A 23,465-nucleotide genomic window follows, 5' to 3' on the forward strand; every position below is an offset into this window, starting at 1 on the left:
GCCTTGCGGATGATGTGGGCGAGCAGATAGATGGCTTCGCCGAGTCTGTTTCGTGCGGTCTGGTTGATCTTTGAGTCCGGCAGTGGCGTGGTGAACGACATGGGTTCCTCCTTCGCGTCAGACGCAACAAAAAAGGAGCCTGCGAAACCTCGCAGACCCCTGAAAAAAATTGCCTTCCATATTATAAGACGACAACTCGGCCAAAATGTAGTTAACGGACCATGGTATTTTGGTTAAATGTTGTTCACCGGTTGTGAATGGACAATTTGGTTGGGTGTGCAGGTATCGGAAAAGGATTTTTCGATACAAAGAATGCACATCAATCAGGTGCTGAAACGTATGAAAGAGTCTTAAGCCCTGGCTTGCTCGCCCTGATGATTGATTTAGTCCTGCCTGCCGGGCAGCCTTACGTCGACCAGCCCTAGAAGTGTGGCGCGGTGCATCGCCTGCACGCGGTTGGAGACATTCAGCTTGTCGTAGATCCTCGAAAGGTGAAAATCAACCGTTCTTTTACTACATACTAAAGCAGCAGCAGCTTCCCTGGATGACTTCCCTTCCAAAACCAGGCTCAGGACTTCAGCCTCTCTCTTCGTAAGAGAGACGACTCTATCCTCGCAGCGCGGCTCGTTTTTGCTCCTGTCCAGCTCCATAATTACAACCTACAAAAGGATTGGAAACGACCGTTAGACGCTCAACTATTGACATATCGGAGTATATCAGCAGTTTTTTGTTTTGTCAAGGCACATATTGAACCTCTGCTGTGCGCATTGTTCACAATTTGTGGATGTAACGTGCAGGTGTGTTAAGTGGTAAGTGGTAAGTGGAAAGCTGAAAGTGGAAAGTGGAAAGTGGAAAGTCTAAATCTTGGGTCAGGATCCGGAAATCCTGACCCAGGTAATAGCTACTATTGACCGCCGACAAATATTAGGTGTGATACTCGGCGTTGATCTTAACGTAGTCATATGAGAAGTCGCAGGTGAATGCTGTCGCGCTTTCGGTTCCCAGACCCAGATCGACTGTGATATACAGCTCTTTTTCAAGCATGGGTTTGCGTGCCGCCTCCGCGTCGAGCTTAATGGGTTCACCCTTCTCCACAATCTTTACATCGCCGAAATAGAGCGAAGTCTTGTCCGGGTCGACTTTTGCCCCCGAGCCGCCGGCAGCGCAAAGCACCCGGCCCCAGTTGGGGTCTTCGCCGAAGATGGCTGTCTTTACCAGAGGCGAATTGGCTATCTTCATAGCCACTGCCTTTGCATCGGCATAGGTCTCGGCGTTGACTGCTTTGACCTCCACATACTTGGTCGCGCCCTCGCCGTCGTGTGCTATCCGCTTCGCAAGATCTACGCAGACCTCGGCGAGCGCCTTTTCAAATATTTCATACTCAGGCGAGCCCTGTGCGATCTTTGCGCATCCTGACTTGCCGTTTGCCAGCATAATCACGCAGTCATTTGTGCTCATGTCGCCGTCCACGCTCAGGCTGTTTAAGCTGCGGTCCACTGCTGATGAAAGGCTGCTTTGCAGGGCGGACGGATCGATGTCGACGTCCGTTGTGATGAAGCAGAGCATAGTCGCCATATTGGGACAGATCATGCCGGAACCTTTGCAGATAGCTCCAATCCGCACAGCAGCGCCGCCTATTTCGATCTCGCAGGCAGCGGTTTTAGGCTTGGTGTCGGTAGTCATGATCGCATGTGAGGCAGCAGCGCCGCCGTTTTCGTCGAGTTCGGCCACTGCGTCCATAATGCCTATCTCGTATTTGTCCATGGGCAGCATCTGGCCGATTATTCCCGTAGAAGCGCACAAGACCATATCGACGGGCACATTGAGCAGCTCGCCCGCGAACTCGCGTATATGATCGACGTCTTTAAGGCCCTGCTCACCTGTGCAGGCATTGGCGTTACCCGAGTTAACTACAACCGCCCTGCCTTTGCCGGATTTAACGGCCTCCATGCTCCTGACTACAGGCGCAGCCTTAAAGACGTTGGTGGTGAAGACCCCCGCCGCCGACGCCTCGGCTTCTGAATATATAATCGCAAGGTCGCTGCCCTGCTGCTTGATACCGCACCGCACCCCGGCGGCCTTAAATCCTTTCGGCGCAGTGACGGCACCGTCTATTTTCTTCATTGTAAGCATAACCTAGTATAGCATTTTACACTGTGCTATACAAAGATAACCTTGTTAACCGTTATGAGCCTCCTATTAAGGATTATCCCTGTTGATCAGATTCACTATGATCTTGGTTATGACATCTTTGTGCTGTGGTTTGCTCTCGGCTATCATCAAAGTAAGAGCCACCAGCGCATTGTCGCCCAATCGCTTCTGGCCGCTCTCGGTGTACAACAACCCATTTGCATCCAGGAACCAAAGAAATATTGCTGCTGCAATCCGCTTGTTACCATCTGAAAAGGAATGGTTCTTTGTTATAAAGTATAGCAGGTGTGCCGCCTTTTCCTCGATGCTCGGATATAAGTCTTCGCCGCCAAAGGTCTGGTATATTGCTGCAAGCGAACTTTTGAACGATTCATCTTTCTCTCTGCCGAACAAGCCGGGTTCCTTGCCATCCTGCCTCATCCGGTCAGCCATCGCATCGACAGCTTTGCGCGCAGCCTCATAGCTTATCCTGAAGGGCTCCTTGTGGGTAGTATTTCTTATGGTGAGTTGCTGGTGATCGTAATCGTCCAGCACCGAAAGGGCATAGGTATAATCGGTTATGACGCGGAGCAGTCCTTCGGCCTGTGGCGGATCCAGTGCCTGCTGTGTGATTACATCTCCGATAAGTCGGATAGCATTTTGAAGCTCACGGTAATGCTCTGCCTGCTCCACAAGTCTGCGTTGATTTATGGTATAGCCCTTTGTGATGTGGTCGCGAAGAATGTTAGTCGCCCATATGCGGAAGTCCGTGCCTCGACGGGAGTTCACACGATAACCAACGCCAATAATAACGTCCAGGTCATATAAGTCCATCAGGCGAGTTTTGCCATCCTTGGCAACTTGTGCAAATTTTGCACAGGTTGACTCTTGACTGAGTTCCCCTGTTGTATATATATTGCGTATATGTTTCAGAATGACGGTGCGATCACGCTGAAAAAGATCAGCCATCTGATGAGCATCGAGCCAAACAGTCTCATGTTCCAATCGAACCTCTACACGTGCTTCACCTTCCACTGGCTCATATATGACTATCTCGCCTCTTGGTTTTTCCATCTGACTTACCTCAGCCATAGCCTGTCGTATTACATTGCAATACTAAGTGGTATTCATTTTCTATTCCACTCTCAACTACGGATAGACCGCAGGCATCATCAAGCCGGTTGTCTCATCCAGACCCAGCATTACGTTCATGTTCTGCACAGCCTGGCCTGCGGCGCCCTTGCCCATGTTATCGATCGCGCAGGTGATTATCACACGGTTGGTCCTGGCGTCCGAGACTATGCCTATGTGCGCAAAGTTAGTCCCGAGGACATTCTTGGTGCACGGCTGCCGGCCCTCATCGAGCACGACCACGAAAGTCCTGCCGGCATAAAACTCTCTATATAGGGCGATCATCTCAGAGGTCGACGGGATTTTCTTGCCCTGCCCGGCGCTCGCGTAGGCAGTCGTTAAGATACCCCGGTTCATCGGGATCAGATGAGGTGTGAAGTTTATGGTTATCTTTTCGCCCGCTACATTGGTAAGCTCCTGCTCGATCTCGGGTGTGTGCCTGTGAGTCGACACTGCGTATGCCTTAAGACCCTCGTTGACCTCGCAGAACATGCCCGGCACGGAGAGCTTCGACCGCCCTGAACCCGATACTCCCGACTTGGAGTCTACTATAATCGAGTCCAGGCATACATTCTTACTCTTTACCAGAGGCGAAAGCGCGAGTATCGAGCTTGTGGCATAGCAGCCTGAGTTGGCCACTATCCTTGCTTCGGCTATCTTATCCGCATTCAGCTCAGGGATTCCATATACGGCCTCAGCGGCAAGTTCGGGGCAGGTGTGGTCCAATCCGTAGAACTGCTTATAGACGGCCATATCCTTGAGCCTGAAATCTGCCGGGACATCGATGAGCTTCTTGCCGTAATCCATCAGATCAGGCGCGACTTTCATGCCGTTGCCGTTGCCCTGGGCCTGGAAGAAGAAGTCGGCTTTATCCGCCGCATTTTCTATATCCCACTGTTCGCACAGCGGCAGGTCCTGGCCGAGAAAACTCGGATAGGCGTCCGAAAGCGGCCTGCCTTCATATGTGCCGGAGGCGAGATATGTAATCTCCACACCCGGATGCATAAGTAAATACCTGACTAATTCAGCCCCGGCGTATCCCGAAGCGCCTATTATTCCAACTCTGATCATAATCAATCAAACCTTTCGCATGCGAGCATTTTCAAGCACGATTATACCAGCGCTCGGGAGATGATAGCAAATAACCCCGGTGTTTCTTTTGTCGGCTTGAGCATTGACTTATTTTAGGCATGGGCGGTAGAATACTAATTGGTTTAAAAAAAGTCGAGTTGAACCCAAAAGTGTTTAATGTGACGCGGGCATAAGCCGCGTTACTTTTTTGAAGGAGCTACTGCGAAATGCCAAAAACAGCCTCACCAAAGAAAGCCTCGAACGGGCCTTCCGAATCAAAGGACGAACTGCTTGATTATTTGCGGCAAATGCATGAAATCCGCAACTTTGAGGACACCTACTACAAAATACTCAGGGACGGAACCGTAAGAGGTGCGTCGCACCTTTATGCCGGACAGGAAGCTGTTGCAGTAGGATCAATCGTAGTTTTAGAAGACCGAGACGTAATCGCCAGCACACACCGCGGCCACGGCCACTGCGGCGCAATCGGCGACAAGCATGCCAAAAGCGAAGCCGCCCGCCAGGAACACTGGAACCGGATGATGGCCGAGTTGATGGGTAAGTCTACAGGTTACTGCCGCGGACGCGGCGGGTCGCTTCACATTGCCGATGTCGAGAAGGGTAACCTTGGCTCGACCGGTATTGTCGGCGGAAACATTCCGATCGGCACAGGCGCCGCCCTGGCCGAAAAGTTGAACGGCACGGGCGCTGTGGTTCTCTGTTACTTCGGCGACGGCGCAACCAACACCGGCAGCTTCCACGAAGCCCTCAATATGGGCTCCACGATGCTCGGCGGCCTTCCTATTGTATACATTTGTGAGAACAACCTCTATGGTATGAGCGTTCCGTTCTGCCTCAAGACAGTCGAGAGCGCAGGGCAGGCCTCCTGCATAGTAAACATATCCGACAGGGCCGCTGCCTATGGAATACCTTCGACCATCTGCGACGGTATGGACGTGCTTGCTGTCAAGAGTGCAGTCCGGGAAGCCGTAGACCGCGCCCGCAGGGGCGAGGGCCCGTCCTTTGTTGAATGCAAGACCTACCGCTGGTACGGCCACTCCGCCAGTGACCAGAAGGCCTACCGCACTCGCGAGGAAGAGGCCGAGTGGAAGAAACGCGACCCGATCATCGTGCTTAGCAACAAGCTCCTCGAGTCCGGCATAGCCACTCAGGACGAGATCGATTCGGTCGCCAAGACAGCGGCAAAGACAATAGCGGACGCTTGCCAGTTCGGTCTTGACAGCCCGTACCCGGATGTCAGCGAGCTTTACAACGATGTCTACGTCCCGGTCGACAAGGCAAAACTCAACACCGAGATCGCCGAAGAGAAGAAAGTATTGCCTAAGATCAAACAGATCGAGGACGATATCCGCCGGACATTCGCCACCACATTGCCCAAGCTCAAGGCCGCCGATGCTAAGTCTTTTGAGGAGAAATACGGAGTCCCGATCAAAACCTACGGCCAGGCATTGGTAGACGCACAGCGCGAAGAGATGAAGCGCGACAAGAGCGTAGTGATCTTCGGCGAGGATGTGGGCCTTTACGGCGGAGCCTATGCGGCTACCCGCGGGCTCTACAATGAGTTCGGACCTGAGCGGGTTATGGACACAGCCATCAGCGAGGCCGCGATTGTCGGAGCGGCAGGCGGCGCTGCAATGCGCGGTATCAGGCCGATAGCTGAAATTATGTATGTCGACTTCATGACCATCGCATCCGACCAGTTGATCCACAACCTGAGCTTTAACCGATACATGTTCGGCGGCAAGACCAAGATACCTGCAGTCGTGAGGACAGAGGGCGGCGTCGGACGAAGTATGGCGGCTCATCACTCCGAAAGCCTGGAGGCGATGTTCCTGCATATTCCCGGACTTTATATCGTCTATCCGTCCACTCCGTATGACGCAAAGGGCCTGCTGAAGGCTGCTGTAAGAGATGACAACCCGGTGCTCTTCCTGGAGCATAAGGTCATGTATTCCGGCGTTATGGGACCTGTGCCTGACGATGACTACGTGATCCCGCTGGGAGTTGCCGATATCAAGCGCGAAGGCACCGACGCGACCATAGTTGCATACGGTCGAATGCTCCACTTCGCTCTTGACGCGGCTGCGCAGCTCGCAAAAGAGGGGATCAACGTCGAAGTCGTAGATCCGCGGACTCTGAACCCGCTGGATATGGGCACCATTGCCAAGTCGGTCAGAAAGACAGGCAGGCTGATCACGGTCTCCGAAGACTTCCCGCGCTGCGGAGTCGGGCCTGAGATAGTCCGCCAGTATATGGACTATAAGTTCGAAGACGGTCACAGTGGGTTCGATTACCTGGACGCCCAGCCTGTGATGCTTGCAGCCAAGGATTGCCCGGTGCCTATGAGCGCTCCTCTCGAGGAAGCCTGTGTGCCGACAGTGGCAGATATTATCGAGGCTGTGAAGGCTATTGCGTAGCTGAGAGCAGAATAGCAGAGAGTAAGAGAGCCGGCTTCCCATTGGGGGCCGGCTTTTTTCTATTCCCTCGTCAGTTCCCGTATCATCTCCTCACACTCAGGACACTCGGCAATAAGAGATTCGCGGCTGCCGTGCTCGTAGTCATCATAATCGAAGGCCGGGGCAACAGTTGTGCCCATGAGAGCATACTCGCCGCCGGGCTTGAGTCGGCTTCCCTGCCATGATCCCGCCGGAACAACCACTTGCGGCGCCTCACCAGACATAATATCGCTGCCTATGGTGATGACCGAATGTGTGCCGTCTGGGTGGAGCTGAAGCATCTCTACAGGATCGCCCGAGTAGAAGTGGAAGATTTCGTCAGTCTTCACCCTATGCATAGCCGAGTAATGGCCCGGACCGATAAGGAAGTAGATGGCTGTGCACGCTGATTTGTCGTGATCGTACTCGCCGGGCAGGACATTGCCGGGTATAGTCAGGCTGCTGCGATATGTCTCACGAAAATATCCGCCTTCCATAGGGTGCGCTTCAAGCCCCAGCTTTTCGACTATCTCATTAAAAGTCATACCCTCACCCACAACCAAATACTAAATATAAAATCTGAAATCTAAAATCCCATGATGCTTCCGCTGGTCTTGGACTCGCGCTGCACGGAGAACGGCTTTTGCATATCGTAGTTAGAGACGATCTTGTCGAGAGAAGAATCAGCCGTATCTGCAGCCTTATCGATATTGCTCTGAATGGTTGGGTCACCTTTCATCTTTTCGAGAGATGCAAGCAGCTTGGACATATCCTGAGAGTTCATCACATTTGCGGCATTGAAGCTCACTGCTATCTCGCCTATGGTTTTTGTCTCTTTGAAGATCACATCGCGATAATTGCCTGAAAACTCTCTGCACTCAGATGGGGCGGCTCTCTTATCGAGGTATTGAAGCGTGCTGATCCAGTTTTTATACTGGCGGTTAAGCTCTTTTTTTGTATCGGCCAGGGGATCGCGAGCCTTTTCGCCATCAGGATCACCGGCCATATCAATCAAGTTGAGGAGGCTGTTGGCCGCGCCTCCGGCGGCCGCCATGCCAAGGGCAGCGGTCGTATCTTTGAGCAGCATCTGACGATGGTCTTCCACTCTCTTCACATATGCGAGATAATCCACAACCGACTGCGGAGGCTTGGGCTTAGCCGTTGCGCTTGGATTTCCTTGACCGGTCTGAGGAGCTCCTGGAGGCGCATTAAGCACGTTGCCGCCGTTCGGCGCACCGGCAGGCGCATTAGTGACATTACCCGGTGAGACCGATCCTCCGGGGGCGTTTGTCACGTTTCCCCTGCTTGCAAGCACAGCAAATATGAGCGCTATGAGGGCAATTGCGGCCAGTCCTGCTATTACATATACTATCGGAGAGCGCTTGCGCTTTGCTTGGGGCGCCGGCGTTTCTACATACTTACCTGCGCCGCAGTTAGGGCAGAACTTCGCTCCCTCAGGCAATTGGGTTTCACATTTTGGGCATTTCATGTCGATCAACTCCTTGATCACATTATAGCACCTTATCAGGTGATGGGTGTTAGGTGTCGGGTGATAGAGCAGGGCTAACGCACGAGTTACAAAAATGTGAACGCCTGATAGGTGACGATCTCCGAATCGTCACCTTAATGCCGAATTGGGGTCTCCGAACCCCGTAACCTTTGCTGGAATAGCCGGATTCGGAGATCCGGCACTGGTTCCCGGGTAAGGATTCGGAGATCCTTACCCATCATACGAGTGACGTGTTTGAACATCGTCACAAAGCGTTCGTTCGTGCGTTCGCCCTGGGTGATAGAGGCATGTCTATTACACACCTGAATCCTATATTGTCCCGCGCACTGTTTTTTTCTTCAAAGGCTTTGAATGCGCATATAAATTGATACGGTTTGCTCTCCCTGAATGATCCGCCCTTAATTACCATTGCCTCATCGCGGCTTGCAGACGTCCACTCCCAGACATTGCCTGCCATATCCATCACTCCGTATGGGCTGGACCCCATAGGATGAGAGTCCACAGGGCTCAGGCTGCCCTGAGTGGAGACGCTGCATGACAGGCGTTCGGAATGCCACACCCCTCCCCATGGAAAGAGCATAGCGAACCTGCCCCGCGCGGCCTTCTCCCACTCCTGCTCAGTCGGCAGACGCTTGCCCGTCCATGCGGCATAGCCCTCTGCCATTTGGTAAGTCACATTGACTGCGGGCAGTCTCTCACAATCCTTTGGCACCGGATTATACTTGTTATATATCCAATCGACGTTCGCCTCGATTACATATGCGTAAAACTCGGCATTAGTGACCGGGTATTTGTCTATATAAAAGTCGGGCAGTTCGAGTTCTTTCTGAGCCCACAGTGGGGGTTGCCCACTTGCGTCAATTGGAAACCGAGTTTGGTTGCGAAACGACGGTTTGTCATCAACACTTTCACCAGGTTTCTTAGGAGGCATAGTATCGACAAGAAGCGCAGATTTTATATCAAAGCGCCTGCATATTCTCTTGACCTCGTGCTTGCTCAGCCCCATGACGAACGGGCCTGCCGGAATAAGGATCATACTGCTCATAATAGAGCATTCCACGGCATCCGCCCCCGCTCCTGCACGCCTGCAGGGACACCTCTGCACAAAAAAGCAAAAAAGAGCCCGAGGCCGTATCGGCTTCGGGCTTGGATTTCAAGTATCAGCTTTAGTACTACTTGCGCCGTCTGATAACAGCCAGACCGGCAAGTCCGCTCAGCAGGGCAACTATGCTGCCCGGCTCAGGAACGGATGATGTCACACCGAACCCTGTTATTGTGGTAGTAGGTGTGGTGGTGCCGGTGGACTGGCCGAATGTGATCAGCAGGCCGTCACTTGCAGCCGCTCCACCCCAGGCATACCAGTTACTGACCGTATACAGCGCATCGCCCTGAGCGCTGGCGTGCGGCGCAGTCACGGTGTCGGGGAATTCGGCAAACGGGCCATTCGCGATTGTGAGGTTTTTGACCTCGTCCCAATCTGCGGCATACCAGCCGGTGGCGGATGTGCCTGTCCAGCCTGACTCGGCTTCAAAAACACAGAAGCTCTTGCCTAAGGTGCCGGTTAACGTCCAACCCGAGTTGGTCGCGCTGTTGTAAGATGGAGACAAAATAGCCTTCTTGCCGTTTGCATCCTGGACCATCACGTTGAAATACACATTTCCCCAGTAGCCCGCGGTCACTGTGTACGTGATGTCCTGGATAACACTGACATTCTGACCATTAAATGCATTGGTGCTGTAGAAGGCCTTCTGGCCTGTGCGGGTCGACCAGTTGCTCTTGTTCCAGTGGTAAGTGGCATCGTTTCCGGTCACCGCCGTAATTGTGCCGGGCGCGGTGCTGCTGATTGCGCCGCCATGCACGCCCCATGCATGCCATTCGACTGCTCCGGCCATGCTTGCACTGGCAATCGCCAACGCAAACACGACAAGCCCAAACAATACTTTCTTCATAATCTCCTCCGATAAAGTAAGTGTGTGGTGCATTGTGCGCGTCTTTTCGCATTGATGCTCGCGCGCTATTATCACAATGATGTATTATAGCACAGCATATTAAATATGGCGTTACCAATATGAAAAACCGGTAGAATTACTGTATTGCGTATCCAACAGCCTTTTATGCCCGTTGAACGCGCCATCTTGACATAGCCTCCATTTGAGTGATAATATCCAGATAGATGTGGTTCATGTGACCACGGTGGTATTTTCATGAGTAGTTTGCCGATTACCCCTCTCGATTCTCGTAAGCAGGTCATACTGAAGGCTGTGGTTACGGACTATGTCCGCACAGTCGAGCCTGTCGGCTCGCATCAGCTTGTAGAAAGATATGAGTTCGGGGTCAAATCGGCTACTATCCGCAATGAAATGGCCGAACTGGCTGAGCTTGGTTATCTTCATCAGCCGCACACGTCCGCAGGAAGAATTCCATCAGACCTCGGCTACAGGTTCTTTGTCGACCGGCTTATGGGCCAGCTTGGCGTAAACACGCAGGAAGCTGCCCGGGCAAAGGACAAAATGGAGTCTCGGCGGGCGGAAGTCGATGTAATTATCGAGCAGAGCTGCCGGATCCTTTCGAGCCTGGCACACTACACCTCGCTGGCTACGCACCCCGCTGTGCGCGACGCGGTTATAAGCCACGTAAGCACCGCGGATATCGGCCACAGCAAGATGCTCACGGTGATCGTGCTGGATAACGGCAGAGTGCTGCATGACATGCTCGATTTTGATAAATGCGACTGCATAAAGGCCACAAATTTCCTCTCGAGAAAGCTTGTCGGGCGCGCGCTGGCTGAAGTGACCTCCATGGAGCCTGTGGACGAAGATTCTGCTCATATGACAAAGCTGCTGGGAAAAGTGCTGAAGTTTTTGAAGCAGGAGATCGAGCCTTCGGAAGAAGTAGATGTCCATCTGGAAGGCACCAGTTATTTCATTGCGCAGCCTGAGTTTAAGGACGCCGAGAGGCTGGAGGCGGTGCTTTCGGTCCTCGAAAAGAGAAGCGCGCTCTGTAAATTGTTTTCGGCTGTTTATCTCGGCACGGATGTCTCAGTTATAATCGGCTCGGAGAACCCGCTCGATGAGATGCGCGAGTGCAGTTTCGTCGGGGCCACATACAGAATAGGCGGACGGACCGCAGGCACTATCGGTGTGCTCGGCCCGACTCGAATGGACTACCCGCGCGCTGTAAGCACGGTTGAGTTCATGGCGCGCAACGTAGGCGAGATGCTTACCGCACTGAGCGTGTAGTTTGTCTATTTCTCGCCGGGCTCGGTGTGCTCCCACAGATATTTCAGCTTGTCGCGGCTCATTACCAGGTAATCGTCATCGTCGCCAAAGACTTCTATGGTGATCGTGTCGTCGTAGTTCGCGTTTTTGAGGGCGCGCACCACTCGCAGCCAGTTAATGTTTCCCACCCCCAGCGGCAGGTGCATATCGTCCTTGCCGCCCCGGTTATCGTGCATATGCACATGCCCCAGCCTCTCACCAAAATGAGCGATAAGCTCCTCGCTGTAGTTGTGCGGGGTGTCCAGGTTGGCATGGCCCACATCCAGAAGCAGTTCAAGCTCCGGCACGGCTTCAAATATGGGTTTGAGCTGGGATACGCGGCTGAAGTGCGGCATATTCTCCATCATCACCCGCAGCCCGATCTCGCTGCCAAGGTTGGCTAAGCGCGCCAGCACTTCAATGTTCTGAGCAATCACCCAGTCTTCTTCGTGAAGCGGAATCCTGGTATACGGGTGCACATTCATTTTCTCCGCGCCCATCTCTTTGAAGACTTTCATGCACCTCTCAAGCTCTCGGATCGCCACTTCTCTGATCTCCGGGAATGACGATGCGACCGGCAGGTACCAGGCGGTATGGCCTACGATACCGAGCTTGGCCCTGGCAAGAGCCCTGGTGACTTTCTTGACGTTGATCGTCGCCGAGTAAGTCTCCTCAGGCTCCAGAGTGAGGTCGATGAAATCGAAGCCGAGGTCCGCCATCAACGCGATCTCCTCGATTACATCGATCATCGGATTATTCATCCCGCCAAAGCGCATATTTGTCCTTCCTGTAGTGTATCCACGGATCGAGCAAGTGCTCCCGCTCGATTCCCCTTGGAGGATTCGCTACGTATTGCCTGCGCCGGTCTGCAAGCTCATGCCTGATCCGCGCGGGCACGCAGCCGACTGAATCCGGGTGCTGCCAGTCGAACACATCTATCAGGCTCGCCAGCAGCAGCCAGTGCTCATCAAGCAGCTCAAGGAGCCTGTCCCAGTCCAAGTTACCGCACTGGGCCCTGAAAACGCGCATTACGTCCGGCCAGTCGCACCGATGACGGTTTATAACGAATGTCTTGATCCAGACTATCTCTTCCAGCGGAATGAACTTGACATCCAACCCCAGAAATCGACCAGTCGGAGCGCGAGCAAGCCAGTCTCTGGAGATATAGTTTTCCAGGTTAGCGAAGCGCCATATCACATCCACAATCACCGAATCGCAGCACGAGTGATAAATCCACTCACGGTCGCCCTCGGCCTGTTCGCCTATGTCAACAAAACCCGCCGTATCCAGCACTCGGGCAGCAGTTTGCACGTCGTCCTTGACCATATACACATCGATATCGTGAGTGTTGCGCCACCAGTTGGTGTAATAGTAAATCGCGAATGCGCCGCCGAGCATATAGTCTATGCCCGACTCACTCAGCGCCCGCAGCGCCATTACATACATCTGCCGGTAGTGGTCTTCTGAGTTGTCCATATCACCCAAAAGTTACCCCGCCGCCTGCATAGCCCAATCTTCTTTTTAATATCAGGGCTTACGCATCAAAATGCTATCCACCTTGTTTTGGCCTCTGCGGTTAAAACCGCGGCTAAGAAAAACACGAAGTGTCCCTTCGGACACTGAGATTTTAGTCGGCGAAGGCCGACTTTGTGTATTTGTAGCTGTGACTTTAGTCGCAAGGTCACCATTTTGCCAAACACAAAATTAAGATGCGTTCGCCCTGTTTGTAATATTGACTCTAGTGCGTGGTTGATATATACTTCGCATATGCAATCATTCGATAAGCAAACTAATTATGATACGGCAGCGCTGGTGGTCGAGACTGTGCTGCTGGGGATGCGCACAATCCGCGCTCAGACGCGCAGAGGCAGGCCCGCTGACCTTACAGTGCCGCAGTTCAGGGTTCTGGCTTTTTTGAACCGTCACGAAAATGCATCGCTCACATGCCTTGCCGGGCATATGGGTCTGGGGCTGCCGTCCATGTCGAAAACCGTGGATTTGCTGGTGCAGAGGGGTCTGGTGAAACGCGAATCGTCGGCAGACGACCGCAGGCGCATCACTCTCAATCTTACGGACAAGGGGAAAGAAGTCTTTGGAGCCGCGGCAAAGGCGACGCGTGAGTGCATAGCTGAAAAGCTCAGCTCCTTGACGGATGGACAGCGCCAGACAGTAATTGAGGCGATGAATATCCTGACTCAGACGTTTGCGCCGACGCCGGGAGGCAAGAAGTAAAGATATGCCAATTCTGGAAACTCATAATCTCACAAGGAAATTCGGCGATTTTGTCGCGGTAAATGATCTGAACATCTCTGTCGAAGCAAACGAGATCTTCGGCCTGCTCGGCCCCAACGGAGCAGGCAAGAGCACATCCATAAAAATGCTCACTACCCTGCTTCCGCCCACATCCGGAAGCGCAACATTGGGAGGCTTTGATATTGTACGGCAGGCACGCGACGTACGGCGGATTATAGGTTATGTGCCTCAGATGCTCTCGGCTGACGGGACCCTCACAGGCTATGAAAACCTGCTCATTTTTGCCAAGCTGTATGACATCCCTCGCGCCGAGCGGGAGTCGCGCGTTCAGGATGCTTTAGATATGATGGGCCTGGCGGATGCCGCCGGAAAGCTGGTCCGCAGCTACTCGGGCGGGATGATCCGGCGGCTTGAGATCGCACAGTCCATGCTCCACAGGCCTCGTGTGCTGTTTCTCGATGAGCCGACTATCGGCCTGGATCCGCTGGCCCGCCAGGCAGTGTGGAACCATGTGAAGACTCTTCGCACGGACTTCGGCACAACTATCTTCCTCACGACGCATTTTATGGAGGAGGCGGACAAGCTCTGCAGCAATGTCGCTATTATGCATGGGGGCAAGGTAGCCGCTGTAGGTTCACCAGCCGAGTTGAAAGAGAAAATAGGCCGCAAAAACGCGACAATGGACCAGGTTTTTATTCACTATACAGGCAGCAAGTTGGAATCCGGAGGTAGTTTCCGTGAAGTCTCAAGAACAAGACGCACGGCCCGGCGTCTGGGCTAGTATATCGAGCTTTGTGCGCAAGACACTAGTTATAGCCGAACTTGAGCTGCGCAAGCTCAGCCATGATCCAACCGAACTTTTTACCCGCGCCGTTCAACCCGCGCTCTGGCTGCTGGTATTCGGCGAGGTTTTTTCGAGGGTGCGGGCGATTCCATCCGGCAATTTGCGCTATATCGACTTCATGGCCCCGGGAATCCTGGCTCAGAGTGTGCTCTTTATCTCGATATTCTTTGGAATAGCCATTATCTGGGAGCGCGACCTGGGGATAGTGCATAAATTCCTTGTAAGCCCTACTCCCCGCGCAGCTTTGGTGCTCGGAAAGGCAATCTCAGCCGGCATACGGGCGCTGACTCAGGCAGTGATCGTATATCTGCTTTCACTGCTGGTTGGGGTAAGAGTTGACTGGAACCCTCTGGCGCTGCTGGGAGTGCTGTCCGTAGTGCTGCTTGGAGCGGCGTTCTTCTCCACGTTCTCGCTGGTGATAGCCTGCCTGGTCAAAACGCGCGAGAGGTTTATGGGGATCGGGCAGATTCTCACCATGCCGATGTTCTTTGCCAGCAACGCGATCTACCCGATAGCTATAATGCCGCCGTGGCTGCAAGTGGTCTCGCACATAAACCCGCTGACATACATGGTCGATGCTCTGCGCGCACTCATGCCTCTGGGCGGAACATCTGCTTTTGGGCTGGGGTTGGACTTAGCCGTGCTCACAGTCGCGACTACTCTGTTGGTCGCTCTGGGCGGCAAGCTGTATCCTAATGTGGTGACTTAGCGGCGCTGGTCCTTACTGTTCGAGTCCGGCAGCACGAGAGTGATCTCGCCGGGCTTGACCCAACCGAGCTTCCTGGCAGCCTGAGCTGAGCCTTCGGCAGTTTTGAGGTATTTGATCTGGCGCTCCATAGCCGCGTTTTCTTTGCGCATGGTCTCAAGCTGAAGAGCTATCTGCCTGGTCTCACGATACTCGCGATTGTAGAGTCTGAAGGGTCTTGCGATCTTACCGATTATGAACACGGCGAGCGCGGCGACCACGCTCACTTTAATCAGCGGCCAGACGATCTTCCTCCAAACGGAGCGTTTCGGCCTCCGCCTGCGGGGGGGAATACGTTCGGGTCTTGGTCTTGCCGAATATTGCACGCCCAACTCGCTGACCTCCTTTGTCAAATATCTGTAAGACTGATCCTTGTGTCGAACATAATACCCCTTCACAGGGCGGCTGTCAATCGAACATTTGATCCATTTTCAGAAATTTATCATCAAGGTATAATGGACCGTCCGGGAGGTAAATGATGAAATATAACGTGGCGATCCTTGGCGCTTCGGCAAAACCTGAACGCTATTCACACAAAGCCGTTAAGCTGCTGGCAGAGCATGGTTACGGCGTCTTTCCAGTGCACCCGTCGGGCAGACCCATCGACGATATAAAATGTTACCCCAGCCTTGACGCAATCAGCGAGAAATTAGATACGATCACTATCTACCTCGGGCAAAACAACTCGACATCTCTTATAGAAGAGATAATAAACGCTCATCCGCGCCGAGTGATACTAAACCCAGGCGCCGAAAACGATACACTGGCGAGCAGGTGCATAGAATCAGGGATAGAGGTTCAGGAGGCGTGCACTCTGGTTTTGCTCAATACAGGGCAATTTTGAGCTCAAAATCCATCGGTTCACTAATAGTGAACAACATTTAACCAAAATACCATGGTCCGTTAACCACATTTTGGCTTAGAAGTCGTCTTATAATTATGGGAGACAAATATTTGCGGAGTCTCGGGGAAAGCCCGAGGCTCCTTTTTTTCGTCTCCCAAAATATCTCAGGGAGGCTATCCATGAAAGCAAGAAGACATACCGCTATTGAACTCTTGATGTGCCACTCGGACAGCATAGCAGCCGAAATGCTTGGAATCAGGTTGTCCACCCTGAGGCAATGGATGCGTGAAGAGAGCTTCATGGATGCTCTGCGAGAGCGAGAAAAGGAGCAGGCCGCAGGGTTTAGAAGACTTGCCCGTCAAGCGGCTCTAAACGCTGCCTCGGCGCTGTGCCGGATGACATCAGAGTCGGCTAAGACGGACGGTAAGGTCCTGCTCGAAATACTCAAGGCAAGCGGCGCATTCGAGACCCCCGATGTCGACCCAGGTGAAGCCCTTGCCGAGATAATCAGACGCGCTTCCGAGGATGACGATGAAGATGAAGACTGACGCATCGAAAAGGCTCCGGCTGGCAAAGATACTTTGGGGCTGGAAGCCGCACAAGACCCAAAGACAGTGGATGCTCAACGAGGCAGAGGTCAAAGTCGCATCATGCGGCAGGCGCTGGGGCAAGACCGAGTCCGCCGCCATTGACGCCGCCACCATGGCTGTTTTCCATCCGGGCAGCGTGCAGATGATCGTCTCGGCTACTTATGACCAGGCCCGGTTGATATTCGACAGCGTAGAGCGGCTCGTCACCGGTTCGGAGCTTCTCAGACATGCCGCAAAAGTCGTGCGGACGCCGTACCCCAGGCTGACATTGGGCAGGAGTATAATCACTGCGCGCACAGCCGACGAGGACGGCAGAAACCTGCGCGGCAACTCGGCGGATCGAATTATAGTAGATGAGGCGGCGTATGTGCGTGACTGCGTGATCCACGAAGTGATCTCGCCGATGCTTGCAGACCGTGACGGACGTCTGGTGATGATTTCGACCCCTTTCGGCAAGAATCACTTTTACAGGGCATTCATGAGGGGAGCGGATGGATCAGGCAGCAAAAGGCATGCGTCATTCAGCTTTCCGTCCTGGGCAAACCCGCATATCAGCCGCGAGTATATAGATCAGCAGAGACTCGAGATAAGCCCGAGGCAGTTCGCTGTCGAGTATGAGGCTGCTTTTATTGACGACCAGTGCAGCGTGTTCTCTTGGAAAGATATCGAGTCTGCCTCAACGCAGTCTGATACCGCGTCCACAAATATCGATTATGTGGTAGCCGGTATTGACTGGGCGCGCTATTCGGACTACACGGCGGTTGTCGCCATGAGCGTGGGCGAGTCCGGCTGCGAGGTGATTGGTATCGACCGATTCAATTCTATGAGCTGGAGCAGCCAGATAGAGCGTGTTGTCGACTTTCTGAAGCGATATAGAGTCGGTTCGGCGCTTACGGACCAGACTTCTGTCGGCGACCCGCTCCTCGAACAGCTCAAATCCAGGCTCTGGGAGTGCGGCGCGGATATATCCGTGGAGGGTTACACTTTCACGAACCAGTCAAAGCGCGATTTGATTGAGAACCTCTCGCTTCAGTTTGCCCATAATGCAATCAAAATCCCGCGCGATGAGGCTCTTATGCGCGAGTTGCAATACTACGAATACGAGCTTACAGACTCGGGCAATGTGCGCATGAACGCTCGATCCGGCCACCACGATGACCTGGTGATTGCCATTGCTCTTGCCTGCCTGCAGGCAAAGTCATCCGGCTTTTCCGGAAGGTATCTGAGCAGGAACGGGAGGGTTGCTGTGGGGGGATGGTAACCTCGCTCTGCTATTGTTCCTTCCCAGAGTAGGTATAAGTAATACAACATAACTCTAGGAGGATCATATTATGCCGAGCAACAATACTTCAAGCGCAGACAACATGATGCGCGCAAGCGTGGCAGAGTTTATCGGGACTTTTATTCTAGTATTTGCAGGCACATCCGTAGCGACCTCAGCCATACTGGGTCGACCTATCGCGGGAGTGCCGCTCAACTCACTATCGGTAGGGCTTACATTCGGGCTGGTGCTGGTGGTGCTCGTAAGTACACTAGGCCACATATCGGGCGCGCACTTTAATCCCGCAGTCACTATCGGGCTGTACAGCATCGGGCGGTTTCCGGGAAAGTATGTCATAAGCTATATAATCGCACAGATTGCAGGAGCGATTGCTGCATCGCTGGCTGTGTGGGCTACCTTTGGAGACGCGGCCAGAAGCACAGCGTTTCTCGCAGCCACATACCCTACCGCCACAGCAAGCGAACTGCAGGCATTTCTGATGGAGGTGATTATAGCATTCATCCTGCTCTTTACTATTGTCTCGATCTCGACAGACGAGCGGGCAAACGTGACTACAGCCAGTCTTGCAATTGGTTTCGCGCTGGGAGTCGGCGTGTTGATCGGCGGGCCGGTGAGTGGAGGGTCTGTGAACCCTGCTCGCACACTCGGCCCGATGATTGTATCAGGCAACTTCACCAGTGTATGGGTCTATCTGGTCGGCCCGATCGTCGGTGCTATCGTTGCGGCTCTGATCTATCACTACTTCATATTTGCCGCAAAGGCCCCTTTGCCTGAGGAGAGGACAGGCGTGATCGGCAGGACCGGGGAAGCGGGCGCTGCATAGCGCAAACAATTTTACAGTAATATTTGGCAAGCGCTCTTGTAGTCTATCTGCAGGGGCGCTTTTTTGTGCCTGATTTTAGCGTCAAATTTCCAAACAGGAGGCAGTGTATGTCAAAATCGGTTCTAACCAAATTCAAGGATAAGCTCCGCTCCCGGAAGCCGCCGCCCTTAAACGAACTCGCATCAGCCAGAGGATCGATCACATCTGCTCTGGGTTCCATCTTGCCGTATAACCCCGATGACCTGATAGGCAAGCGCGGCTATGGCATCTACGATCAGATGCAGCGCGATGCCCAGGTGCAGGCGTGCCTGATGATCAAGAAGTTTGCCGTGCTCTCGCATGGCTGGGAAGTTCACCCGGCATCCAGCGACCTAAAGGACATTCGTGTAGCAGACTTCGTGCGCTGGGCGCTGGAGGATATGCGCGGCTCGATATTAGACGTGCTCTACAACGTCCTCGATGCGCTGGCAAAGGGCTTCAGTGTGATGGAGATCAACTATCGCGTGATCGAGGACTCGTCGTATGCTGGGATGATCGGACTCGCCTCGATCAAGAGCAAGGACCCGTCTACATTCACCTTCGATACAGACGAGTTCATGAATGTGCGGTCTCTTCACAGAAACAGTGGGTTCATTTCGGGAACAAGTTCCCGAAATACCGAGGGCAGGGGTGAGGGGTCACTTCCGCCGGAGAAGTTTGCGATCTACTCGTATCTGCCCAGGTATGAATCGCCTTATGGAACGTCGGACCTGCGCGCAGCCTACAAGCACTTCTGGAGCAAGGACGTGCTGATGCGGTTCCTGAATGTCTATCTGGAAAAATACGGCTCGCCTACAGCTAAGGGCAGCTACAAAAGAGGCACACCCAAGACGGCTCAGGATGACCTGCTGAAAATACTTGATAAGATTCAGCAGCAGACCGCTATCGTTATACCAGAGGACGTGCAGGTCGAGCTTATGGAGGCTCAACGCGGCGGCGAGGCGGGTTACCTGGACGCGATAGAGTTCCACGACAAGCAGATAGCCAAAGCAATTCTTGCTCAGACAATGGTGACTGACGAGGGCGCTCGCACCGGCTCATACGCTATGGCGAAAGTTCATCTGGACGTGCTCAAAATGTGCCTGCAAAAGCTCAAGCGTGACCTGGAAGAGAGCGTGATGCGCGAGCAGGTGATCAGGCGCTTGGTGGATTACAACTTCAACGTCAGCGCATACCCGACATTCAGCCTGGGGCCGCTGGAGGATAAAGACCTGGAATCGCTGTCGAATGCAGTCACAAAGCTTATTTCAGGCGAGGTGATCCGACCTAATGAGAGCTGGATACGGGAGTATCTGGGGCTGCCCACTGCGGCATAGGCAGTAAAGGCTGAGAAAAATAGAGGTTGACATACTGATTTTTTGTGGTATATTAGTTTTGGCGACGTAAGTCCTACGTAAAGCGTGCCACCGGAAGGGTGTGCATAAGCTAGATGCAAGCTAGTCGCTCGTAGGAAGTCGCTGTTTTATTGTACCACTGCAAAAAACAACCTCGTGCCGTTACCCAGAATTGGTTCCAAAGCTTTGTAACCCTTGGAATCGCCACGTTCGTAGTGTCTGAAAATTGCATTCGCTACAAAATCTGCCACTTGAATGCCTAATGACTGCCGTGAATCTGGAAATGCCAACTTAACACTAACCTGTGAGTTCATCTCGCACCAAAGCTTAATCCGCAGATACTCACACAGACTATTGCCGGATGCTACTTTTATGGTTCTGCAATCAAGGTGCACGTCAGCTTGATGAAGGGGACAGAGGAGAGGCGTTAGCAAAAGCCCGGTGACATAGTTATAAAGAATGTTTGTGTCCCGGCGCAACTCTGCTTTAACTCTATTCTTATTAATCACAATATAGTGAACTGAGCAATTGAGCGACGAAAGCTTCTTGCAAAACAAATTTCTATCAGTTATTTTGCTTGAATTCGCTTTCAGTTCTGCTTCAAAAGGAATGTCGCGACTCGACTTGAAGCGGCGGACTAAGCGTTTCAAATGTTTTTGATCTCCATGATCTACACATACTGCAGCAATTACGAAGTAGTGAGACGATCCATTACTGAAACCAAGATCGCCGGACTCGTCCAAGTAGAAAATGCAGTCATTTGAGTAATTGTTCAGCATGATGAGATTTTATCACCATGAACAGTCACGTAGCAAGCAAACTTAATGAACCACCCATCATATTCTGACACGTAAACAGACTTTGAAAGGAGAAAAATATGACCACTAATACAATCGAACGTGAAGCCAAGCTTTTTGAAGCCGGCGCGTACCCGGACAGGGGTATCGAAATTACAGAGGAGGACCTTGATTCGCTGATAGAAGGCACATGCAACGCACCGGTTCGGATCGAGCATACATCTACCCCGTTTGACGGCGCAATCGGTATGCTAAAGTCTGTCTATCGCAAGGGAAAGGAGCTTTTCGGCAAGCTGTGTTTTACGCGCGCTGCATGGGAACTTATCAAAGAGGCAAACGCAAAGCGGCTGTCTGTTGCGATCAAAAAGGACAAGAGCGGGATAGCCGAGGTGTCGCTCGTGCGTGAGCCGAGGATATCGGACGCAGCAGTCTTCAGCGCGGATGATACCGTTCGGATCGATGAGAGCGAGATTGCCGTAGATGCAGAATTTAGCTCTAGTTCTGATGATCCCGAGGTAGACAGACTCAGAGCTGAGCTTGCAGACAAGAATGCTCAGAGCAATATTGACGATCTAAAACGAGCTGGAAAGCTTACACCTGCGTCCGAAGTCTTCGCAAAAGCCTTGCTTCGCTCAGAGGATTCTAATGTCATCACATTCGGCGGTTCGGCCACGCCTGTGAGCCAGGTCTTCAGATGGTTTCTGGAGTCTCAGCCCAAGGGGATCGAGTTTTCAGAATTGGCCACTGCTGAGGCTGATGTCGATGAGCCTGAGATATTCGCGAAGCTGGGGGTTACCAGCGGGCAGGTGGAGAGGTATCGGGGTAGATAGCAAGCATACGCTTACCTCCTCGCCAATAGGCAGAAGTGCTTGTATGACGACATCGCGCGAAGGATTGTTCAATTGTGGGTTGATACTCTCAAGATTAGGGTTGACTGCACAGATAATTATGGTATACTACTATTGACAGTTGACAAAACTCGGCTCCATGCCGTGAGGTCCCGGTCTCCGGGAGACCCTATATCTACTGTCAATAGTGATGTATTGAAGCCGCGTCAAGCGGCTTTTCTTTTGTGTAGCGCACCCCTGTCTTGCCTTCTCGCGTATCATCGTAATCCCAGACGCAGTGGATTTGCGGCCACATCAATTGCGCATAACGGTCCTCGCCTTTTTCGTAGGCACGTTGAACAGCCCAAAGGAAGTAATCGGCAGCCTGTAGTTCAATCCGGTCTTTGGGGAAAGCCGCATGCACCTTGATGGAAGCGGATGGAACTATGCTGTTCTTTTTGCAATACCTGCTTCTTGCTGCCTCAAGCGCAGACTGCAAGGCTCTGGTCCTGTCAGCTTTGCCTCTTCTGGCAAAAACAATCGAGTAGGCATCTTCACGATGCAGTTTATCGTGAAACAGGCTGCGAGTCAGACTATCGTATAGCTGGTTCTGGTTGTAAACATAATTAGGATGCAGCGATCTCCATTCGCTTACAATCCGCACGACTTCGCGCTTGACTCGAACCACGGCATGAAACTTGATGTCGTGCTGCATTAGCAACTTAAAGAAATCACGCCTGACCTCACTTGGGTCATCTTTCGCGTGAAATGCGACAGCAGTCCTGCACTTAACAGGATCCAAGGAGGGCACACCTCGAAAGTATGGGTCTTCAAGTATCTGCTGTCGCAGCTCTTGTGCCTGCAGCGCAAGTCTCTTCGGGTCTTTCACGTGAACCATTCCAAGAATAAAGTACTTGGAGCAGCCTTCAGTTCCGACCAAGAGCTTACCGCGTCTTCCCCACAAGACGCTGTCACCCGCTTCGTCAACGCAGTATTCGATCAAGGCAATCAACCTTTCCGTCAGGGGTATCAGAGGTAATCACCTCTCCCATATTCTATCACTTTGAAAGGAGCATACCATGACAGCAACAACAACCGCAAGAGAAGCAAAGAGAAAGGACGGCGAGGTCATCTCATACCCGATGGCAGCCGTCAATATCCCCAAAGGAGCGCTGGTAAACATCAACGCAGCGGGCTACGCCACCAACTCGACCGACACAGCCGGTGAGACCTTCGCAGGTGTCGCTTATGAGACCGTGGACAACTCAGCAGGCACTGCAGGAGCGCTCAGCATCAGAGTCGAGACCGCAGGTACGTTTGTCTTCGTCGACGGTGGAGCCAACGGCGCTCAGACGGATGTCGGGGTCACCTTCAAGGTTCAGGACAATCAGACCGTCACAGACGCCGCAACAACCAACAACATAGTAGCCGGGGTCGCGGTCGAGTCCATCTCGACAACCAGCGTCAGGGTCAGGATCGACCGTTACGCGAGTTAAGAACCGTTATGTGTTATGAGTTCTGAGTTGTGTGTT

The 23,465-nt window shown here is 52.8% G+C and carries 25 protein-coding genes; 12 read left to right on the forward strand and 13 right to left on the reverse strand.

Features of this window, described 5'->3' with window-relative positions; genetic code table 11:
• Window positions 1-383: 383 nt before the first annotated feature.
• The 4 genes from ABFD83_09435 to argC form a co-directional block, all read right to left on the reverse strand.
• A complete protein-coding gene (locus ABFD83_09435) occupies window positions 384-650 on the reverse strand; it encodes a helix-turn-helix transcriptional regulator (GenBank protein ID MEN6357292.1) in 267 nt (88 codons plus the stop codon).
• Between the two features lie 274 nt (window positions 651-924).
• The gene (argJ, locus tag ABFD83_09440) at window positions 925-2,124 is read right to left on the reverse strand and encodes a bifunctional glutamate N-acetyltransferase/amino-acid acetyltransferase ArgJ (protein MEN6357293.1); all 1,200 of its coding nucleotides are present in this window, start codon (window positions 2,122-2,124) and stop codon (window positions 925-927) included.
• Between the two features lie 75 nt (window positions 2,125-2,199).
• Entirely contained in the window at window positions 2,200-3,204 is a 1,005-nt protein-coding gene (locus tag ABFD83_09445; GenBank protein MEN6357294.1) for a virulence protein RhuM/Fic/DOC family protein, read from the reverse strand.
• Between the two features lie 75 nt (window positions 3,205-3,279).
• Window positions 3,280-4,332, reverse strand: coding sequence for an N-acetyl-gamma-glutamyl-phosphate reductase (argC, locus tag ABFD83_09450; GenBank protein ID MEN6357295.1), 1,053 nt, complete (start codon window positions 4,330-4,332; stop codon window positions 3,280-3,282).
• 227 nt (window positions 4,333-4,559) lie between these two features.
• On the opposite strand from argC, the gene ABFD83_09455 reads away from it, so the two are divergent.
• Entirely contained in the window at window positions 4,560-6,770 is a 2,211-nt protein-coding gene (locus tag ABFD83_09455) for a dehydrogenase E1 component subunit alpha/beta (protein ID MEN6357296.1), read from the forward strand.
• A 59-nt stretch (window positions 6,771-6,829) separates the two neighbouring features.
• Here the strand turns inward: ABFD83_09455 and ABFD83_09460 are convergent, their stop codons facing one another.
• The 4 genes from ABFD83_09460 to ABFD83_09475 form a co-directional block, all read right to left on the reverse strand.
• Complete coding sequence (locus tag ABFD83_09460) at window positions 6,830-7,333, reverse strand: cupin domain-containing protein (protein MEN6357297.1); 504 nt, start codon at window positions 7,331-7,333, stop codon at window positions 6,830-6,832.
• Window positions 7,334-7,374: 41 nt separating this feature from the next.
• Complete coding sequence (locus tag ABFD83_09465) at window positions 7,375-8,277, reverse strand: zinc ribbon domain-containing protein (GenBank protein ID MEN6357298.1); 903 nt, start codon at window positions 8,275-8,277, stop codon at window positions 7,375-7,377.
• A 265-nt stretch (window positions 8,278-8,542) separates the two neighbouring features.
• Complete coding sequence (locus ABFD83_09470) at window positions 8,543-9,343, reverse strand: SUMF1/EgtB/PvdO family nonheme iron enzyme (GenBank protein ID MEN6357299.1); 801 nt, start codon at window positions 9,341-9,343, stop codon at window positions 8,543-8,545.
• A gap of 127 nt (window positions 9,344-9,470) precedes the next feature.
• Entirely contained in the window at window positions 9,471-10,247 is a 777-nt protein-coding gene (locus tag ABFD83_09475; protein MEN6357300.1) for a PEP-CTERM sorting domain-containing protein, read from the reverse strand.
• Window positions 10,248-10,502: 255 nt separating this feature from the next.
• On the opposite strand from ABFD83_09475, the gene hrcA reads away from it, so the two are divergent.
• Window positions 10,503-11,537 (forward strand): heat-inducible transcriptional repressor HrcA, encoded by a 1,035-nt coding sequence (hrcA, locus tag ABFD83_09480; protein MEN6357301.1) that lies wholly within the window; start codon window positions 10,503-10,505, stop codon window positions 11,535-11,537.
• Between the two features lie 5 nt (window positions 11,538-11,542).
• On the opposite strand, the gene ABFD83_09485 is transcribed toward hrcA, so the two are convergent.
• Together ABFD83_09485 and ABFD83_09490 are read right to left on the reverse strand one after the other, a co-directional pair.
• Window positions 11,543-12,304, reverse strand: a complete 762-nt coding sequence (locus ABFD83_09485; protein MEN6357302.1) for a sugar phosphate isomerase/epimerase family protein — start codon at window positions 12,302-12,304, stop codon at window positions 11,543-11,545.
• A 4-nt stretch (window positions 12,305-12,308) separates the two neighbouring features.
• On the reverse strand, window positions 12,309-13,031 hold the full coding sequence (locus ABFD83_09490; protein MEN6357303.1) for a nucleotidyltransferase: 723 nt from the start codon (window positions 13,029-13,031) through the stop codon (window positions 12,309-12,311).
• A 291-nt stretch (window positions 13,032-13,322) separates the two neighbouring features.
• On the opposite strand from ABFD83_09490, the gene ABFD83_09495 reads away from it, so the two are divergent.
• From ABFD83_09495 to ABFD83_09505, 3 genes are read left to right on the forward strand one after another with little or no spacing between them, the layout of a single operon-like run.
• The gene (locus ABFD83_09495) at window positions 13,323-13,787 is read left to right on the forward strand and encodes a MarR family transcriptional regulator (GenBank protein ID MEN6357304.1); all 465 of its coding nucleotides are present in this window, start codon (window positions 13,323-13,325) and stop codon (window positions 13,785-13,787) included.
• Window positions 13,788-13,791: 4 nt separating this feature from the next.
• Complete coding sequence (locus tag ABFD83_09500; protein ID MEN6357305.1) at window positions 13,792-14,589, forward strand: ATP-binding cassette domain-containing protein; 798 nt, start codon at window positions 13,792-13,794, stop codon at window positions 14,587-14,589.
• On the forward strand, window positions 14,546-15,361 hold the full coding sequence (locus tag ABFD83_09505; GenBank protein MEN6357306.1) for an ABC transporter permease: 816 nt from the start codon (window positions 14,546-14,548) through the stop codon (window positions 15,359-15,361). Before ABFD83_09500 ends, ABFD83_09505 begins: the two co-directional genes overlap by 44 nt.
• Here the strand turns inward: ABFD83_09505 and ABFD83_09510 are convergent.
• The gene (locus ABFD83_09510) at window positions 15,358-15,729 is read right to left on the reverse strand and encodes a hypothetical protein (GenBank protein ID MEN6357307.1); all 372 of its coding nucleotides are present in this window, start codon (window positions 15,727-15,729) and stop codon (window positions 15,358-15,360) included. The two genes, ABFD83_09505 and ABFD83_09510, sit on opposite strands and share 4 nt — an antisense overlap.
• A gap of 143 nt (window positions 15,730-15,872) precedes the next feature.
• Between ABFD83_09510 and ABFD83_09515 the strand changes: the two genes are divergently transcribed.
• The 5 genes from ABFD83_09515 (at window position 15,873) to ABFD83_09535 (ending at window position 20,291) form a co-directional block, all read left to right on the forward strand.
• Window positions 15,873-16,241, forward strand: a complete 369-nt coding sequence (locus ABFD83_09515) for a CoA-binding protein (protein ID MEN6357308.1) — start codon at window positions 15,873-15,875, stop codon at window positions 16,239-16,241.
• A 179-nt stretch (window positions 16,242-16,420) separates the two neighbouring features.
• Window positions 16,421-16,789 (forward strand): hypothetical protein, encoded by a 369-nt coding sequence (locus ABFD83_09520; GenBank protein MEN6357309.1) that lies wholly within the window; start codon window positions 16,421-16,423, stop codon window positions 16,787-16,789.
• Window positions 16,779-18,092, forward strand: a complete 1,314-nt coding sequence (locus ABFD83_09525; protein ID MEN6357310.1) for a terminase family protein — start codon at window positions 16,779-16,781, stop codon at window positions 18,090-18,092. The genes ABFD83_09520 and ABFD83_09525 overlap by 11 nt, the downstream gene beginning before the upstream one ends.
• 70 nt (window positions 18,093-18,162) lie before the next feature.
• Entirely contained in the window at window positions 18,163-18,936 is a 774-nt protein-coding gene (locus ABFD83_09530) for an MIP family channel protein (protein MEN6357311.1), read from the forward strand.
• Window positions 18,937-19,043: 107 nt separating this feature from the next.
• On the forward strand, window positions 19,044-20,291 hold the full coding sequence (locus ABFD83_09535) for a DUF935 family protein (GenBank protein ID MEN6357312.1): 1,248 nt from the start codon (window positions 19,044-19,046) through the stop codon (window positions 20,289-20,291).
• A gap of 146 nt (window positions 20,292-20,437) precedes the next feature.
• On the opposite strand, the gene ABFD83_09540 is transcribed toward ABFD83_09535, so the two are convergent.
• Window positions 20,438-21,088: a DUF3800 domain-containing protein gene (locus tag ABFD83_09540; GenBank protein MEN6357313.1), complete on the reverse strand. Its 651-nt coding sequence runs from the start codon at window positions 21,086-21,088 to the stop codon at window positions 20,438-20,440.
• A gap of 98 nt (window positions 21,089-21,186) precedes the next feature.
• Between ABFD83_09540 and ABFD83_09545 the strand changes: the two genes are divergently transcribed.
• A complete protein-coding gene (locus ABFD83_09545; GenBank protein MEN6357314.1) occupies window positions 21,187-21,936 on the forward strand; it encodes a hypothetical protein in 750 nt (249 codons plus the stop codon).
• A gap of 199 nt (window positions 21,937-22,135) precedes the next feature.
• Here ABFD83_09545 and ABFD83_09550 read toward each other — a convergent pair whose 3' ends face one another.
• Window positions 22,136-22,936 (reverse strand): DUF3800 domain-containing protein, encoded by an 801-nt coding sequence (locus tag ABFD83_09550; GenBank protein MEN6357315.1) that lies wholly within the window; start codon window positions 22,934-22,936, stop codon window positions 22,136-22,138.
• A 76-nt stretch (window positions 22,937-23,012) separates the two neighbouring features.
• Here ABFD83_09550 and ABFD83_09555 point away from each other — a divergent pair, with 76 nt between their 5' ends.
• Complete coding sequence (locus tag ABFD83_09555) at window positions 23,013-23,429, forward strand: hypothetical protein (protein ID MEN6357316.1); 417 nt, start codon at window positions 23,013-23,015, stop codon at window positions 23,427-23,429.
• The last annotated feature ends 36 nt before the right edge of the window (window positions 23,430-23,465 follow it).

It is taken from the genome of Armatimonadota bacterium (assembly GCA_039679645.1).
In the GTDB taxonomy this organism is placed as follows: Bacteria; Armatimonadota; UBA5829; order UBA5829; family UBA5829; genus UBA5829.

Excerpts from the sequence above, each read along its gene's own strand:
- ABFD83_09435 (MEN6357292.1), bottom strand. The coding sequence starts at position 650 with ATGGAGCTGGACAGGAGCAAAAACGAGCCGCGCTGCGAGGATAGAGTC.
- argC (MEN6357295.1), bottom strand. The coding sequence starts at position 4,332 with ATGATCAGAGTTGGAATAATAGGCGCTTCGGGATACGCCGGGGCTGAA.
- ABFD83_09545 (MEN6357314.1), top strand. The coding sequence starts at position 21,187 with ATGACCACTAATACAATCGAACGTGAAGCCAAGCTTTTTGAAGCCGGC.
- ABFD83_09500 (MEN6357305.1), top strand. The coding sequence starts at position 13,792 with ATGCCAATTCTGGAAACTCATAATCTCACAAGGAAATTCGGCGATTTT.
- ABFD83_09540 (MEN6357313.1), bottom strand. The coding sequence starts at position 21,088 with ATGCTGAACAATTACTCAAATGACTGCATTTTCTACTTGGACGAGTCC.
- ABFD83_09520 (MEN6357309.1), top strand. The coding sequence starts at position 16,421 with ATGAAAGCAAGAAGACATACCGCTATTGAACTCTTGATGTGCCACTCG.
- ABFD83_09495 (MEN6357304.1), top strand. The coding sequence starts at position 13,323 with ATGCAATCATTCGATAAGCAAACTAATTATGATACGGCAGCGCTGGTG.
- ABFD83_09535 (MEN6357312.1), top strand. The coding sequence starts at position 19,044 with ATGTCAAAATCGGTTCTAACCAAATTCAAGGATAAGCTCCGCTCCCGG.
- ABFD83_09515 (MEN6357308.1), top strand. The coding sequence starts at position 15,873 with ATGATGAAATATAACGTGGCGATCCTTGGCGCTTCGGCAAAACCTGAA.
- ABFD83_09470 (MEN6357299.1), bottom strand. The coding sequence starts at position 9,343 with ATGAGCAGTATGATCCTTATTCCGGCAGGCCCGTTCGTCATGGGGCTG.
- ABFD83_09530 (MEN6357311.1), top strand. The coding sequence starts at position 18,163 with ATGCCGAGCAACAATACTTCAAGCGCAGACAACATGATGCGCGCAAGC.
- argJ (MEN6357293.1), bottom strand. The coding sequence starts at position 2,124 with ATGAAGAAAATAGACGGTGCCGTCACTGCGCCGAAAGGATTTAAGGCC.
- ABFD83_09445 (MEN6357294.1), bottom strand. The coding sequence starts at position 3,204 with ATGGAAAAACCAAGAGGCGAGATAGTCATATATGAGCCAGTGGAAGGT.
- ABFD83_09490 (MEN6357303.1), bottom strand. The coding sequence starts at position 13,031 with ATGGACAACTCAGAAGACCACTACCGGCAGATGTATGTAATGGCGCTG.
- ABFD83_09460 (MEN6357297.1), bottom strand. The coding sequence starts at position 7,333 with ATGACTTTTAATGAGATAGTCGAAAAGCTGGGGCTTGAAGCGCACCCT.
- ABFD83_09455 (MEN6357296.1), top strand. The coding sequence starts at position 4,560 with ATGCCAAAAACAGCCTCACCAAAGAAAGCCTCGAACGGGCCTTCCGAA.
- ABFD83_09485 (MEN6357302.1), bottom strand. The coding sequence starts at position 12,304 with ATGATCGATGTAATCGAGGAGATCGCGTTGATGGCGGACCTCGGCTTC.
- ABFD83_09465 (MEN6357298.1), bottom strand. The coding sequence starts at position 8,277 with ATGAAATGCCCAAAATGTGAAACCCAATTGCCTGAGGGAGCGAAGTTC.
- hrcA (MEN6357301.1), top strand. The coding sequence starts at position 10,503 with ATGAGTAGTTTGCCGATTACCCCTCTCGATTCTCGTAAGCAGGTCATA.
- ABFD83_09475 (MEN6357300.1), bottom strand. The coding sequence starts at position 10,247 with ATGAAGAAAGTATTGTTTGGGCTTGTCGTGTTTGCGTTGGCGATTGCC.
- ABFD83_09525 (MEN6357310.1), top strand. The coding sequence starts at position 16,779 with ATGAAGACTGACGCATCGAAAAGGCTCCGGCTGGCAAAGATACTTTGG.
- ABFD83_09555 (MEN6357316.1), top strand. The coding sequence starts at position 23,013 with ATGACAGCAACAACAACCGCAAGAGAAGCAAAGAGAAAGGACGGCGAG.